The 15,387-nt window shown below is 65.5% G+C and carries 15 protein-coding genes and 1 riboswitch; of the genes, 7 read left to right on the top strand and 8 right to left on the bottom strand.

The window, feature by feature from the left end; translation table 11 throughout:
- Positions 1-69 precede the first annotated feature (69 nt).
- Positions 70-1,407 (bottom strand): M1 family metallopeptidase, encoded by a 1,338-nt coding sequence (locus ACFI9K_RS07460; RefSeq protein ID WP_462662912.1) that lies wholly within the window; start codon positions 1,405-1,407, stop codon positions 70-72.
- Positions 1,408-1,413: 6 nt separating this feature from the next.
- Entirely contained in the window at positions 1,414-5,343 is a 3,930-nt protein-coding gene (locus ACFI9K_RS07465) for a Pls/PosA family non-ribosomal peptide synthetase (protein WP_462663028.1), read from the bottom strand.
- Positions 5,344-5,556: 213 nt separating this feature from the next.
- A riboswitch (SAM riboswitch) is annotated at positions 5,557-5,672 on the top strand.
- Positions 5,673-5,726: 54 nt separating this feature from the next.
- Here ACFI9K_RS07465 and ACFI9K_RS07470 point away from each other — a divergent pair.
- A complete protein-coding gene (locus ACFI9K_RS07470; RefSeq protein WP_462662913.1) occupies positions 5,727-7,082 on the top strand; it encodes an aminotransferase class V-fold PLP-dependent enzyme in 1,356 nt (451 codons plus the stop codon).
- Positions 7,083-7,236: 154 nt separating this feature from the next.
- The gene (locus ACFI9K_RS07475) at positions 7,237-7,740 is read left to right on the top strand and encodes a hypothetical protein (RefSeq protein ID WP_462662914.1); all 504 of its coding nucleotides are present in this window, start codon (positions 7,237-7,239) and stop codon (positions 7,738-7,740) included.
- A 24-nt stretch (positions 7,741-7,764) separates the two neighbouring features.
- Here ACFI9K_RS07475 and ACFI9K_RS07480 read toward each other — a convergent pair whose 3' ends face one another.
- From ACFI9K_RS07480 to ACFI9K_RS07490, 3 genes are read right to left on the bottom strand one after another with little or no spacing between them, the layout of a single operon-like run.
- A complete protein-coding gene (locus tag ACFI9K_RS07480) occupies positions 7,765-8,238 on the bottom strand; it encodes a YbaK/EbsC family protein (RefSeq protein WP_462662915.1) in 474 nt (157 codons plus the stop codon).
- Positions 8,239-8,265: 27 nt separating this feature from the next.
- Complete coding sequence (gene alc / locus ACFI9K_RS07485; RefSeq protein WP_462662916.1) at positions 8,266-9,231, bottom strand: allantoicase; 966 nt, start codon at positions 9,229-9,231, stop codon at positions 8,266-8,268.
- A gap of 4 nt (positions 9,232-9,235) precedes the next feature.
- Entirely contained in the window at positions 9,236-10,240 is a 1,005-nt protein-coding gene (locus tag ACFI9K_RS07490; protein WP_462662917.1) for a hypothetical protein, read from the bottom strand.
- 52 nt (positions 10,241-10,292) lie between these two features.
- On the opposite strand from ACFI9K_RS07490, the gene ACFI9K_RS07495 reads away from it, so the two are divergent.
- On the top strand, positions 10,293-10,937 hold the full coding sequence (locus ACFI9K_RS07495; protein WP_462662918.1) for a TetR/AcrR family transcriptional regulator: 645 nt from the start codon (positions 10,293-10,295) through the stop codon (positions 10,935-10,937).
- 29 nt (positions 10,938-10,966) lie between these two features.
- Positions 10,967-11,191: a DUF6480 family protein gene (locus ACFI9K_RS07500; protein ID WP_222095160.1), complete on the top strand. Its 225-nt coding sequence runs from the start codon at positions 10,967-10,969 to the stop codon at positions 11,189-11,191.
- A 69-nt stretch (positions 11,192-11,260) separates the two neighbouring features.
- Here ACFI9K_RS07500 and ACFI9K_RS07505 read toward each other — a convergent pair whose 3' ends face one another.
- On the bottom strand, positions 11,261-11,758 hold the full coding sequence (locus ACFI9K_RS07505) for a 2-oxo-4-hydroxy-4-carboxy-5-ureidoimidazoline decarboxylase (protein ID WP_462662919.1): 498 nt from the start codon (positions 11,756-11,758) through the stop codon (positions 11,261-11,263).
- Between the two features lie 119 nt (positions 11,759-11,877).
- Between ACFI9K_RS07505 and ACFI9K_RS07510 the strand changes: the two genes are divergently transcribed.
- The 3 genes from ACFI9K_RS07510 to ACFI9K_RS07520 all read left to right on the top strand — a co-directional run bounded on the left by ACFI9K_RS07510 (position 11,878) and on the right by ACFI9K_RS07520 (position 14,308).
- Positions 11,878-12,705, top strand: coding sequence for a crotonase/enoyl-CoA hydratase family protein (locus ACFI9K_RS07510; RefSeq protein WP_462662920.1), 828 nt, complete (start codon positions 11,878-11,880; stop codon positions 12,703-12,705).
- A gap of 1 nt (position 12,706) precedes the next feature.
- Positions 12,707-13,168 carry a MarR family winged helix-turn-helix transcriptional regulator gene (locus ACFI9K_RS07515; RefSeq protein ID WP_462662921.1) on the top strand — a complete coding sequence of 154 codons (462 nt, stop codon included), beginning with the start codon at positions 12,707-12,709 and terminating at the stop codon, positions 13,166-13,168.
- 63 nt (positions 13,169-13,231) lie between these two features.
- Positions 13,232-14,308 (top strand): GGDEF domain-containing protein, encoded by a 1,077-nt coding sequence (locus tag ACFI9K_RS07520; protein ID WP_462662922.1) that lies wholly within the window; start codon positions 13,232-13,234, stop codon positions 14,306-14,308.
- A gap of 40 nt (positions 14,309-14,348) precedes the next feature.
- On the opposite strand, the gene ACFI9K_RS07525 is transcribed toward ACFI9K_RS07520, so the two are convergent.
- Together ACFI9K_RS07525 and ACFI9K_RS07530 are read right to left on the bottom strand one after the other, a co-directional pair.
- On the bottom strand, positions 14,349-14,807 hold the full coding sequence (locus ACFI9K_RS07525) for a PAS domain-containing protein (RefSeq protein WP_462662923.1): 459 nt from the start codon (positions 14,805-14,807) through the stop codon (positions 14,349-14,351).
- 63 nt (positions 14,808-14,870) lie between these two features.
- Positions 14,871-15,362 carry an inorganic diphosphatase gene (locus tag ACFI9K_RS07530; protein WP_027494378.1) on the bottom strand — a complete coding sequence of 164 codons (492 nt, stop codon included), beginning with the start codon at positions 15,360-15,362 and terminating at the stop codon, positions 14,871-14,873.
- Positions 15,363-15,387 lie beyond the last annotated feature (25 nt).

Here is a 15,387-nt window from a genome sequence, read left to right on the forward strand (position 1 = left end):
GAACTGGGAAATATGCCTCCGATCGGAGGCACATTTCCGAAACTGGGGAGTCGATCCGAGCCGCTGGACCTACGGCAGCGACGGCAACTGCGTATCGACCAACCATGCGTCCCACAGGCTTCGAGGGCAACCGAAGCGCGAGGCGAGGTCGGTGAAGTCCGCGGTCGCCACCGTCGAATAGCGGTATTTGGAGGTCCATTCCTGGATGAGGCCGAAGAATCGCTCGTCGCCGATGGTGCGTCGTAGTGCATGCAGGGCCAGTGCGCCGCGCTTGTAGACGCGGTCGTCGAAGATGCGGGCCGAGCCTGGATCGGTGAGTTGCAGGTCCATATCGAGGCCGCGCTGAATCGTGTGCGCCCGTTTGGCCTTCTCGTGAGCCGTTGCGCCACCGGAGTTCTCGGCCCAGATCCACTCGGAGTAGCACGCGAATCCCTCGTGCAGCCAGATGTCGGCCCACTTGCCGAGGGTCAGAGAATTGCCGAACCACTGGTGCGCCAATTCGTGCGCCACCAGACGCTCGTAGTACCGGGAGCCCGAACAGTGATTGGCACCGAAGATCGACAGCCCTTGTGCCTCGATCGGAATCTCGAGATCGTCGTCGGTCACCACCACGGTGTACGACGCGAAAGGGTATGGGCCGTAAAGCCGTACGAAGGTGTCCATCATCTGCGGCTGACGGCCGAAATCGTGGTCGAACTGTGCGCGCAGTCGTGGGGGAGTGATCGCCTTCATCGGCACCGGACCCGGGCTGACGATGCGATGCTCGTACGGTCCGATCTGAATGGTCGCCAGATACGTGGCCATCGGCTCGGGCTGCTCGTACACCCAAGTGGTGCGGCTGGCGCGAGTCTGCTTGCGCACCAACGTTCCGTTGGCCACCGCGTAGTACGGCGAATCGGTGGTGATGGTGATGCCGTAGCTGGCCTTGGACACCGGATGGTCGTCACACGGGAACCACGACGCAGCGCCGTTGGGCTGGCTCGCGACGAGCGAACCCTCGGTGAGCTCCTCCCAGCCGACCTCACCCCACACGCCGTCGATGGGCTTGGGAGTTCCGCCGTACGTCACCGTCACCACCAACGCCGCGCCCGAGGCGATGGGCTTGGCCGGGGTGATCTTCAACTTCCCGCGCTGGTGGGTGAACTTCACCGAACGCGAACCGTTGACCGACACCTTCGACACGCTCAACGCCGGACCGAGGTCGAGCGCGAACTTCGACACCGTCGCGGTGGTGACGGCGGTGATCTTCGCCTTACCCGTCAACCGGTTGCTCTCGACCTTGTATTCGAGGTCGAGTTCGTAGCGCGAGACGCGGTAGCCGCGGTTGCCGTTCTGCGGTAGATACGTATCGATCGGATTGTCGTTGGCATCGACGTCGAACACCGGCGCCACCAATCTGTCGGGCACGGAAGATCACCCCTCGTTTCGGTCGTCGCGAATCCGAGGAAAGGGATCACCCTTGGCCCACGGCGCGATCGGATTGCCTTGCCAACGAGTATGCGCGGGAACCGTATCGCCGCGCATCACCAGGGAGGCGGGACCCACCGTTGCGCCGTCGCCGATACCCGATGCCGGGAGCGCGACGCAGTGCGGTCCCAGGGTTGCGCCCGCGCCGAGATCGACCGTGTCCATGGACATGATCCGATCATGGAACAGGTGCGTCTGCACAACGCACCCTCGGTTCACCGTCGCGCCGTCGGCCAACGTCACCAGATCTGCCTCCGGCAGCCAGTACGTTTCGCACCACACACCTCGGCCGATGTCCGCCCCGAGCCACCGCAGCCACATGTTGAGTACCGCGGTGCCCTCGGCGGCGCGAGCGAACCACGGTGCGGCGACGGTCTCGACGAACGTGTCGGCCACCTCGTTGCGCCACACGAACGAGCTCCACAGCGGGTGGTCCGTCTTGCCGATACGGCCCACCCACAGCCACTTCGCTGCCGCCGACACTGCGGCAGCCACGAAGCCGGCGACGAGCAGAACAACTCCGCTCAGCAGTGCGGCCGGCCAGTATCCGACGGAGTCGGCGATGGCAGTGAGTCCGAACAACACTCCGAGTCCGATGCCGAACGTCACGACGACAGGAATCAATCGGCATGTCTCGACGAGCGCGCGCGCGACCTTCAGCTTCCTGGGCGGATCGAACGTGCGGGACGAATCCGCGCTGCCGGCGGCCCGGCGCAACCGCACCGGTGGGCTACCGAGCCACGATGAACCGGACTTGGCCTTGTCCGGGGTCGCGGACAACACGGCGACCAGACCGTTCTTCGGGACGGTACGCCCGGGCCCGGTCATGCCGGAGTTGCCCAGGAACGCACGCTTGCCCACTTTGGCGTCGCCCAGATGCATCCAGCCGCCGCCGAGTTCGTAGCTGGCGACCATGGTGTCGTCGGCCAGGAACGCGCCGTCGGCGACGGTGGTGAACTTGGGAATCATCAGCACGGTCGACGCCTCGACGTCCTTACCGATCTTCGCGCCGAGGAGCCGAAGCCAATGCGGCGTCAGCAAGGATGCGTAGAGCGGGAACAGGAACGTGCGCGCGGAATCCATCAACCGTTCGGTGGCCCAGACCTGCCAGCCGATGCGGCTGCGAACCGGGTGATAGCCGCCGACGAGTCCGATACTGAGCAACCGGACCGCGACGACGGTGATCAGCGCGAACACCGCCAGCGACACCACCGTGGCGACGGGCAGCATCACCAGTCCTCGTGAGAAGGCGTCGAGTACGGAGTCGGCGGTGTGAATCCACCAGCCCATCAGCACCAGGCTCACGGCGATCGAGAACAGCGCCATACCGGACAGGAACAGCGATGCGACGCCGTACGCGAGTACCCAGTGCGTCGCTCGCGGAGGCGTTTCGGCGGGCCACGGATGATCGGCCTTGCCGACCTTCTGCGCCGGCGAACCCGACCACATCTGCCCGGCCTTCACCCGGCCGACGACGGCCGAGCCGGCGGTGACGACCGCGTTCTTACCGACCTTGGTTCCCGGCAGCAGCGTCGAACGAGCCCCGACGGTGGCGCCGGCACCGATCTCGATTCCGCCGATGTAGACCAGATCGCCGTCGATCCAGTGCCCGGACAGATCGACCTCGGGTTCGATGGAACAGCCGTCGCCCAGCTCCAGCATGCCGGTGACCGGAGGCAGCGTGTGCAGGTCTACTCCCTTGCCGATCTTCGAGCCGAGAGCGCGCGCGTAGTAGACCATCCACGGTGCACCCGAAAGATTGGAGGCACCGCTGGCATCGGTCAATCTCGTTGCCGCCCAAAGCCGTATGTGCATGCTGCCGCCGCGCTTGTATGCGCCGGGTTTCAAGCCGGAGAGCAGGATGCGGGATCCGATTACCGAGATCGCCATTCGTCCGACCGGGGTGATGAACAGAACGAAGGCGAGCAGAACCCACCACCACGACAGGGTGGGAGCCCACGGCACGTCGCCGAACCACGACATGACGTTGAACAGCAATCCCAACCAGGTGACCCACTGCAGCCCGGTCAAGGTGGTCAGCGGAACCGTCGCCAGAATTTGAGCCCACTGGGCCGGTCGTGAAGTGGGGGCGACCTCGCGTGGAATGGCCTCGACGACGGGCTTCAAGTCGTCGAGATACTGTGCGAGCGAACCCAATCGGGGGTGGTCGTACAACTGCGCGACGGTGACCTCGGGGAACCGCTCGCGCAGCGCCGTCACCAACTGCGCGGCCGAGAGCGATCCGCCGCCGTTGGCGAAGAAATCGGCGTTCTCGTCGTTGACCTGAGCGCCGAGGATGTTGGTCCACAACTCGGCGACCCACCCCGCAGTACCTCCGAGTGCCGAGGCCCCCGCCATGCCGGGCAGCGGCCACGGCAGCGCATTGCGGTCGACCTTGCCCGAGGTACGTGTGGGCATCTCCTCGACCAGGGCGAGCCGCGGAACCAGCGCCGACGGCAGGTGCTCGGCCAACAACGCGCGGGCTGCCTCCAGATCGAAATCGGGGTCGGTACTGGCGAGGTAGCCGACTAGAACCGAATTACCAGCACCGGTCTTGCGGATGGCCGCGGCCGCACCGCTGACGCCCGGAAGTGCTTGCAACGCATTGTCTATCTCGCCGAGCTCGATGCGTCGACCACCGAGCTTGACCTGATCGTCGGCGCGACCCTGGAAGAGCAGGCCCTCGAGCTCGAGCTTGACCAGATCACCGCTGCGATACGCCCGGTCCCACCCGAGAGAGGGCATGGGAGCGTACTTCTCGGCGTCCTTGGCCGGGTCGAGGTACCGGGCCAGGCCGACACCACCGATGACGAGTTCACCGACCTCACCGACCTGGACCGGAGTGCCCGACGCGTCGACCACCGCCAGGTCCCAGCCATCGAGGGGCAGACCGATGCGGACCGGACCCGTCCCGTCCATGATCGCCGCGCATGCCACGACCGTCGCTTCGGTGGGGCCGTAGGTGTTCCACACCTCGCGTCCCTCGACGGCGAGCCGCTCGGCGAGCTCCGGGGGGCATGCTTCGCCGCCGAAGATGAGCAGTCGTACCGCTTCGAGTGCGACCGCCGGCCACAGCGACGCCAGGGTCGGCACCGTCGAGACGACACTGATGTCGCGGGAGACCAGCCAGGGACCGAGGTCGAAGCCGGACCGCACCAGCGAACGCGGTGCCGGCACCAGGCAAGCGCCGTGCCGCCACGCCAACCACATCTCCTCGCACGACGCGTCGAACGCCACCGACAGGCCGGCGAGCACTCGGTCGCCCGGGCCCAACGGATCCTTCTGCAAGAACATGCGCGCCTCGGCGTCCACGAACGCAGCCGCGTTGCGATGACTGACCGCGACGCCCTTGGGAGTGCCCGTCGAACCCGAGGTGAAAATGACCCAGGCGTCGTCCTCGGGAGTGGGCGGTCGCCCGGCATCCTGGGGGACATCCTGCTTGGGGGCGGTACCGGCGGCGATACCGCCTGCGGTGACGATGGCCGTCACCTTCGCCTCGCCGAAGACCAGCTCGGCTCGCTCCTCGGGATCGTCCGCGTCGACCGGTACGTACGCGGCACCGGCCGCGAGGATCGACAGAATGGCGACGTAGAGGGAGAAGGAACCGGACGGCATGCGGATGCCGACGCGATCGCCGCGCCGGACGCCGGCATCGGCGAGCCACTGGGCGCCCTCGGCGATGTCGTCCAACAATTCGGAATAGCTGACCGACACGGCACCGTCGTCGATGGCGGGGGCGTCGGGAAAACGATGGGCCGTATCGCGGAGAACGTCGATGAGCGTCCGGGCGGGCGGAGCGAGAGACGAGCGAAGAAACACCGCCGGTGCAGGCGCGGTGTCCGCGCTCGAACCCGGCAGATCGTTCTCTTGATGCACAGACAACCGGGCGTCCTTCTCATTCGTTTGCAAGCAACTCTGCGGTGGCAAGTGACTCTGTGGTGCTGGTGAGCAGCAGCGTCGTTGGTTATCTCACGTTCTGTTGGCCAGCAGGTGAACGAGCGCGTGTTCCCACCGCGGAAATCCTACTGCGGCTCGTGGCCGAGTCCCGGCTTGACAAAACTGCAGCGAGTTTGTCATTGTCTTTTCCACGGTCACGAGTACCAGCATCGAGCCCCGGCTTGCTGGTCGGCAACCCTCCTTCGCGGCGGGGTGCTCCGGGTGACGACCAGGCTGCAGCCGGAAATCCGGTGCGGCAAGCGCGGACTCGTTCAACACAATCTTCGGTTGCGGGTCCCTCGAACGTGAGGGCTTGATCTGTCATGACATCTGTACTCTCCCGTCCCTGCACTCCTTTTGCCCCTGTTTCGGGCACGGATCTGCAGGTTCCCCTGGTGCAGGGCGGCACCGCCGCGTACGCGAACTTCGACTACGCGGCGAGCGCGCCGGCACTGTCCGCGGTGACCGATCGAATAGCGGAATTGCTGCCGTTCTACTCGAGTGTGCATCGAGGGGCCGGCTACGCATCCCGCGTCTCGACGGCAGCTTACGAGAAAGCTCGGGTGACCGTCGCCGATTTCGTTGGTGCGCAACTGGATTCGGTGGTGGTGTTCACCCGCAACACCACCGACTCGCTGAACCTGCTGGCTGCGTGTGTGCCGGGCGAGACAGTGGTACTCGATATCGAGCACCATGCGAATCTGCTGCCGTGGCGCGATCGCCGGGTGGTGGTGGCCGCGTCCACACTGGCCGAGACCATCGACCGCCTGGATGCCGAGCTGGCCGCGAAACCCGCTGCACTGCTGGCGATCACGGGTGCATCCAATGTCACCGGTGAAGTCCTCCCGATCGAGCAGCTCGCCGCGCTGGCGCATCGGCACGGCGCGCGGATCGTGGTGGACGGTGCTCAGTTGGTTCCGCATCGCCGTATCGACATCGCCGCCCTCGACGTGGACTACCTCGCCTTCTCCGGACACAAGTTGTACGCACCGTTCGGAGCGGGAGTGCTTGTGGGAAAACGTGATTGGCTCGACGTCGGCACGCCGCACCTGGCCGGCGGCGGAGCGGTGCGCAGGGTGAGCATCGAGCACACCGACTGGGCCCCGGCCCCGCAGCGGCACGAGGCAGGCACCCCCAACGTGCTGGGAGTCGCCGCTCTGGCCGCGGCCTGCGAAGCCATCGCGGGATTCGACGACGCCGAGCTGCAGGCTCACGAACACGAATTGTCGTCCCGGTTGCGGACCGGCCTGGCGGCACTGGACGGCGTCGAATTACTTCAGGTGTGGGCCGACGCACCCGACACCGTCGGCATCGTCACCTTCACCGTGGCCGGACGCGACCCCGGCGAGGTGGCTGCGTACCTGTCCGCCGAGCACGGAATCGGCGTTCGAGACGGAAAATTCTGTGCGCATCCGCTGCTGAGCCGGCTCGGGCACGCGGACGGCGCGGTACGAGCCAGCATCGGCCTCGGCAGCTCCGCCGCCGATGTCGACCGACTCGTCGACGCCCTGGCCGCCCTGGTCGCGTCGGGCCCGAACTGGCATTACGAAGAGGACGCCGGCTGGTGGAATCCCGTGCCGGATCCTCGGCCATTCCCGGGCCTGGTCGACGGGGCGGCCGGGGTGGGTGGGCCCCGCGCGGCCGGGGTTGGATCCCCGTGCACCCCCTCGGACGGTTAGCATGGCTTCATGACCATGAGTGTCGTGTGGCAGGGCAACCGTCACTGGTGCAACAGATATGTGGATCTGTGCCGCACGGCGTCCGGGTCGTGTTCGATTTCGGCTCCGCTCCGACCGAATGCGTTCTCCGACTTCTAGAACCAGGACACCACTCATGTCGCACAATCACACCCGCATCGCCGTCGAATTCGATTCGATCTGGTCCGAACTGACCGTGGCACCGGACGCGGACGTTGTCCGAATTCAGGCTTCCGACCTGCGGGAAGCGCAGCAACAACGCGCAAGGCTGCGCGCCGAAGCCGTCGAACGCGGCGAATCCGCCGAAGGTACCGCGGTGTTCCTCGACCTCGAGATCCATATCGCGGCCGACGCTCGCACAGCTCGTCGCGAGTTCGCCGGTCTCGACGCGCCGACCAGCCCGTCGTCCATCCGCTACGTCGGCACTCCGTCGGGGTTGGCCAGTCTGATTTCCGACGTCACCGCGGCCGACGTGGCCGACGGGGTCACGTTGCAGGTCCACGGCGATGTGGATCGGCAGTCGACGTTCCTGGGCTCCGAGGTACTCCCGCTGCTGGGATCGCGCGGCACCCGCTTCGATATCGACATCGTCGACGAGGTCCTCGGCGAATCGAACATCGTGCCGACGCTCGCGTCCTGAGTCCTCGCGGTACCGGCACGTCGGTCAGGTGACGTCGATCGCCAGGCCCGCGGTGATCCGCAACAACTCGCTGTACGTCGACCGAAAAATCGTGTCGATGTGGCCCGCCGCGGCCCACAACTCGGCGTACCCGGCCAGATCCTGATCCACGAAGGTATCGAGGTTCGTGGGGTGGCCGACCGGTGCGATACCACCGATCGGCTGCCCGGTCGCATGCTTGGCTGTGTCGAGATCGGCCCGGGCCAACCTGCCACCGAGACGCTCACCCGTGTGCTCGAGATGAACATTGTGCGCTCCCGACACCAGCAACAGCACCGGCTCGTCGTCGAGCAGAAACACCATCGACTTCACGATCGCACCCACATTCACGCCCAGTGCCGCAGCAGCATCGGCGGCGGTGTGGGTGCCCTCCGGACTGGTCACCACCACCCCGTGATGACCACGAGAAATCAGGGTGTCGGCAACATGGGCTGCATTCGCATGAAGTAGCCGGGACATGCCCCGACTTTATTGCCCCGCGACCGTTTACGCAGATATGTCGAGATCACCGAACAGTCTCAATCGCGCCATGCCGCCGTCGGGGAAGATGTCCATCCGCACCTCCGAGACCGGAGTCTCGTGGTCGAGGACGAAGCGATGACGGGTATCGGGCTGTAGCGCCGTTCGCGGCAGCAGTTCGATCCACTCACCGTCGCCGAGTCGCCCGCGCAACGACGCGGCACCCGGTGCGTTGCCGAGGAAGCACGTGGTGTCGAGCTCGGCGAGGCGGACGAGTCCGGTGCCCGCCAACTGCACCTGCACCCAGTCGTTGGCGTCGTTGCGTCGACGCGAGGTCTCCCATCCCTCACCCATCGACCGCGGCGGACCGGGGAAGAGCAGGTTGTTGGGGGAGCTGTAGAACATGTTGGAACACGCCGAGACGTAGGCACCGTTCTCGAGAGCGGCCAGATCCACCGGCCCGGCCGCGAGGAACCTCGGGTCGGGCTTGCCGCGGCCCAGCACCCGCAGTCGAGCCACTCCGCCGTCGGGGTAGATCGACAGTTTCACGTGCGTCCACCGGGCGTCGGAGGAAACCTGAAACCTGTTCTCGCTGTCACCGTTCACCGGACTGCGAGCGACGATGGTGGTCCACTCGACCTGCGTGCGTAGCTCGTCCGGGGAGAGAAAACCCTCGACCTCGGCGGCTTCGACCGAGATCTCCGGCGGGTAGTTACCGGTGAACCACGAGGTATCGACGACGATCGCCGATACGACTCCGGGTGCCCCGAGCCGCACGATGGCTTCGTCGTAACCGGCCTCGCGTCGCCGACGCGTCTCCCATCCGTCGTAGATCTGCCCCTTGTGTCCGAACGTCGCCGTCGAATAGTCGGCTTTGCCCGGGCTGACGAGGTTCTCCTTCTCCGCGAACGTCTCGTCGTTCGCCCACACGACTGCGCCTCCCAGAGTGCGGACGGCGAGATCGGGCAGTGGCAGCGGGAAGGTGGCGGTCATGGGATCACACTTTACTGGTTTCGCGTGCGACGACCGTGTCGTGCGAGGACCGTCGGCGCAGTGTTGCCGCGCCCATCAGCAGTGAACCGACCAGGATGTACAGCGCCAGTGCGAGTGCCGGTTGACCCAGCCCGTGTCCGGAGAAGTACACGATGCTGCGCACGCCCTCGGTGCCGATGCCCGGGGTGATCCACCGTCCGATCGAGGAGTACAGGGATGGCAGAACATCGGAACCGAAAGCGCCTCCTGCACTGGGGTTTCCGAGGATCACGAACAGGACGATCGCGGCGGGCACTGCCGCGACGCCGATCAGTGCGCGAAGACCCATGGTGACCAGTCCGGTGGCGAAGACCACGCCGGTTCCCAGCAGGGTGAGCGGGAACCAATGTCCGGCAAAGGTTTCCAGGACGTGGGTGGTGAGGAACGCCCCGAGTGCGCCGGAGGCAAGTGAGTACACCGCGAGAATACCGACATGGATGCAGGTTTCGCGGCGTGAGGACGGTGCTCCGATGAGCAGTCCGAACGCCGCGGCCAGTAGATAGCCGCCGACGACCCAGCCGACCGAGAGGTAGAACCCGGACAGGCCCCGGTTGTCGTGCACCCCGACCGGGATCTCGTCGCGGACCACGAACTGGCGGCCCTGGGCGGCATCGACCTCGGTGAAGATCGACTGCAAGGCGGTTGCCTCGGAGCTGCCTGCCGCGCCGGCGGTGATGAGCGTGTCGGTTCCGTTCGCCCCGACGACATACGCCCCGAGGATGTCTCGGTCGCGCAGCAAGGATCGGACCTCGGCGGTGTCGGCTGCGGTGCGTGCGTCGAGGGGTGTGCTCTCGATGGCGTCGAGGCGATCGGCGGTCTGCTGATCGAGTCCCTCGGGGAGACCGGCTTCGGTCACCACCGCAATCGGGATCGCGTGGGGTGTCGGCTCGTGGAACGCCGAGACGTAGCTGAGGATGAAGCCGAGCTGCAGCACCAGGACTGCGGCGGCAAGCAAGGACATCTTGCGCATGGGTGACTCCTGAATCTTGTCGATACCCGAGGTATTCAATACTCTAGGTATCGTGATTGCAGACGGGCAAGAAAAGTGGGAGTCGACACAGTCGCAGCGACGACCGCAGCGTGCCGACGTACGAGACCGACTGCTCGCCGCCGCTGCCGACGAGTTCACCGAACGCGGTTATGCGGCCGCCAAACTCACTGATATCGCCGACCGCGCCGGCTTCACGAAGGGGGCCGTCTACTCGAACTTCGAGTCCAAGCAAGCGCTGTTCGCCGAGTTGCTCGCCAAACGCTCACTCGACCTCGCGGCCCGCGTGCTGGCTCACATCTCCGATCTGGACTCGGGTGCAGCAGCAGGAGCGGGCGGCAACGAGATCGCCTCGTGGGTGGTCGCCGAACCGCGCTGGCCTCTGCTGACCGTCGAATTCGGAATCCTTGCCGGACGCGATCCGGCCGTCGCCGAGCGCTACCGAACCGACCGCCGTGCGCTGCGGCGCGAGCTCGAGCGACTCATCGCAGAACGCGCGGACCAGTGGGGCGTCGGCGAGAAATTCGATGCCCGACGCCTCGCGACGTCACTGACGGCATTGATCTCCGGATTGGCCGTCGAACATTCGGTGGATCCGGAGGACATCGACGAATCGGTCATCGCCGACGCGGTGTCCGAACTGTTCGCCGGAGCGATAGCTAGGGCACATTTCGATTGAGGGATGGGCGATCGGGTACAACGAAAAACATGACTGCTCAGAATCCCGATCCCGATGAGACTGCCGGCCTCGAGCCAGGCGGCGGTGTGAAGCCGGGCGATACTCCTCCTGCCGAGACAGCAGTCGGTGGACCGAATCACGAACCGCCGCAGCGTAGCCGGGTGATGCCGATCGCCATCATCGTCGTCGTGGCGCTGTTGGCCATTCTGATCGCCGGTGGATTGATCGGTCGGGTCGTCGGCCTCTTCGGCTGAGCCTCTCGATACTGCTAACCGCTGTACGGGTCACCCCAGTACTGGTGAGAACTCAGTACTGGGTGGAACTCAGTACTGGGGCCAACCACCCTCGGGACCCAGCAGACGTTCGAGTCGAATGCGGTTGACCTCGGCCAGCTCGTTGCGCATCACTTTGCGTTCGGTTCGGTCGTCGTTGTCGAGACGGTGACCCAGATCCACCAAGATCTCACGTGGCTCGAAGCCCTCCGGTGCGAACATCACACTCGCCACGTACGGGTACCCGAAGCGCTCGTGGTAGACGTGAGCGGCGCTGACCAGCGCTCCGCGGGTGTTCGAGTCCATGGCCGTGCACACTTTGCCGGGCTCCGGCAGCGTCGCGGCCAACGAATCGATATCTGCGTTCGACAACTCCGCCAGTTCTGCGTCGGAGGCCGAGAACAGGTGGGCCCTCGAGCGGTAGCTGCGGCCGTCGGCCACCCGGGATGCCCATGCCACCGAGCAGCAGCACTCGTACAGTGCGTGCACCGCTTTGCGACGCGGCAGGTCGTTGAACGTCTCGAGGCCCAGTCCCTGGTGCATCAGCATGTGTCGATACTGGGCTGCCGACGCCGTATGTACCAGAGCTGAGCAGGGACTTAGCGCAGACGTTACTCGCCGTAACATGCGGTGCGGCAATCTGCGGCGATCCCGCTAGGCTCGCACGCATGACGGAACGTACCTGGAAAGCCTTCTCCGTGGAGATCGCCGACCACATCGCGCAAGTGACACTCCTCGGGCCGAACAAGGGCAATGCCATGGGCCCCGACTTCTGGAGCGAGAGCACCGAGCTGTTCGCGCAGCTCGACGCCGATCCCGAGGTGCGGGCAGTGGTACTCGCCGGCTCCGGCAAGAACTTCACCTACGGCCTGGACCTGGCGGCCATGGCAGGCACCTTCGGCCCGCTCATGGCAGATCAGGCGCTGGCAGGTCCGCGGACGACCTTCCACGACACCATCAAGACGATGCAGAAGGCGATCAACGCCGTCGCAGATTGCCGCAAGCCCGTCGTCGCAGCGATCCAGGGCTGGTGCATCGGTGGTGGCGTCGACCTCATCACCGCCGCGGACGTGCGGTACGCCAGCGCCGACGCGAAGTTCAGCGTCCGCGAGGTGCGGGTCGCGATCGTTGCCGACATGGGATCTCTGGCCCGGCTGCCCGCCATCATCGGCGACGGGCACCTGCGTGAACTCGCGTTGACCGGTAAGGACATCGACGCGGCCCGCGCCGAGAAGATCGGCCTCGTCAACGACGTGTTCGAGGACCACGATGCAACGCTCGCCGCCGCCCGTGAGTGCGCGGCGGCCATCGCCGCGAACCCGCCACTGGTGGTGCAGGGCATCAAGACCGTGCTGGACCATTCCCGGTCCTCCATCGTCGACGACTCGCTGCGGTACGTCGCGGCCTGGAATGCTGCTTTCCTCGCCTCGCACGATCTCACCGAAGCGGTCACCTCCGTGTTCGAGAAGCGGCCGGCTCAGTTCACCGGTCGCTGACATGGTGGAGTTCGCCGAGGAGTTGGGCACTCAGCTGGTTCGGTTGCAACGCCTACGCGAGCGCAACATCGCGCAGATCTCGTCGGGGGGCGTCGACGGTGCCGCGTACGTATGCCTGTTCCGGCTCCTGCGGGACGGACCGATGAGATCCAGCGAGCTTGCCGCGATGGTGAATTCGGATCCGTCGACGGTGAGCAGGCAGGTGGCTCAGCTCGTCGAACGAGGACACGTCGAGAGGTTGCCCGACGAACGGGACGGCCGGGCCTTCGTCCTCGCAGTGACGCAGTCGGGTAAGGAAGTGGCCGCGGCCATTCAACAACGCCGGACCGAGGCACTCGGACGAGTCATCGAAAAATGGGAGCGGGACGATCGGTCGGCGCTGGTGGGACTGTTGGACAGATTCTTGACCGATTACGAATCCGTCAGGCCGGACCTGCCCGATCAGCGCACGGGTAACGTCTGATTCCCGAGAGACCTGAGACACGTTTCGATCACTCGAACCGAACGGACGGACGGAGGAGATGTGGTGCCAACCGATCACGACAGACCTCCGCAGTCCTCCGGCTCGAAGCCGGGATCGGCGGCGGTGCGGCTCGAACGTCGCGTCGCCAGAGGTATCGCGATTCTCGTTCCGTTGTTCGGCCTGATCGGTGTGACCGTGATGCTGTCCGCCGACGGACCGGTCGGCCCGGTGGCCGTGGCAGCGTGCACGGCGGTGCTGCTCTCGACGCTCCCGGTGGGGGCGTGGTGGTGGCTACGCTCGGTCGACGCGTCGCACATGCCCGGATGGTTCGTCATCTACGCCGACGTGGGCGTGTCCGTGATGTTGTTGACTTTCGACGACCGGCATCTGGCCTTGTACGGCGCAGCTCTGTTCTCGGTGATCGGCACCTACATCGCCTACTTCTCGCGGCGCACCGTGCTGAAGTTCCACACGGCCTTCGTCAACGCCGTGATCCTTCTGCTCGCTGTCCTGGCCATCATGGAACAGCCCGACGATCCGGCGTCGATCATCGCGCGAGCACTGGTGACCGTGCTGGTGGTCAATTCGGTGCTGGCGTTCAGAGCCGTCATCCAGCGCCAGCTGGACCTCGCCAACACGGATTCGCTGACCGGTCTGCTCAACAGGCGGGGCCTCGAACTGCGTCTCGACCGCATGATGGGCCGATTGGCCGAGGACCAAACAGTGGCGTTGATGGTGATCGATCTCGATCAGTTCAAGCGGGTCAACGACACTTACGGACACGCGGTGGGCGATCGGGTCCTTCGTCGAACGGCCCGTCGCCTCGTCACCGCGACCGGCGAACGGCCGTGCGTGGCGCGCACCGGGGGCGAGGAGTTCACGATCGCCGTGCCGGTGTGTGAACACTCGGCCGACCGACTCGCAGACGACACCCGCGAGGCAGTGCACGATCCGAACGACGACGTGCCGGTCACGGTCAGTGTCGGTGTCGCCTCACTCGATGCGGCTCGCTGGCGGGCGGCGGCAGCGTCGGACGGTGCCGCAGAGTTGGTGCGCAACGTGCTGCTCGACGCCGACACGGCCATGTACGAGTCCAAACACGCTGGTGGAAACAGAACGACGGTGTATGCCGGCGATTGATTCGCCGGCACACACCGTCACGTGTTCCGGGGGATACCGATCAGCGCAGAGCGCTCTTGGGGTCGTTCCACAGCTGATCGGTGAAATCCTCGAGCGCGACGAGAACGATGGTGTCCTCGGTGCGCCGCAGGATCGACTTGCTCGCGCGCACCTGCACGACGTCACCGGTCTTGTCGGTCATCCGCCACAGCGAATCGGCCCTGGTCGCCACCGTTGTCAGGAACATGTCGGCGACGTTGACTCCCTCCGGTGCCCGGTCGGGGAAGATGTCGTGCAGGTGGAAGTTCACCCGTTCGGTGCGGTCGAGACCGAACAGATCGTCGAAGGCCTCGTTGGCGAACACGATTGCTCCGCTGGGATCGACAGCGAGGATCGGCACCGGAATCCGGTCGAGGACGACCGTCACCGGCAGGTCGGGAAACTGCGTCGGGTCCGAGATCGGCCGCGACTCGAGGTTGCGACGATCACCGGCGTTGTCGCTGGAACTGCTGTCGGTCATAGGTATCCCCAAACTCGGTTTCGTCGGCGCACGGCCGAAACGAGGTGTGTGGTGCCGAAACGATCAGTGACCCGGATTGTCCGTCAAGCGCTTGAATGATGCAGCGATTTCGGCCTCGGCTTCTGCGCGCCCCACCCAGTCTGCCCCGGTGACGTGCTTGTTGGGTTCGAGATCCTTGTAATGGACGAAGAAATGCTTGATCGCGTCGAGCTCGAACGTCGACACGTCGGATAGATCCTGGATGTGATCCCAGCGGGTGTCGCCTGCCGGTACGCACAGCACCTTGTCGTCGCCGCCGGCCTCGTCGACCATCTTGAACATCGCGACGGGCCGCGCCTCGACGATGACTCCCGGGTAGACCGACTCGGGCAGCAGTACCAGTGCGTCCAGCGGATCGCCGTCCTCGCCGAGCGTGTTCTCGATGAAGCCGTAGTCGGCTGGGTACGCCATCGCGGTGTAGAGGTAGCGGTCGAGGCGTACACGTCCGGTGACGTGGTCGACCTCGTACTTGTTGCGCTGCCCCTTGGGGATCTCGATGGTGACGTCGAACGACACGTGCAGTCCTCACTGTCTTGGTTCG

The organism is Rhodococcus sp. PSi06 (assembly GCF_054960675.1).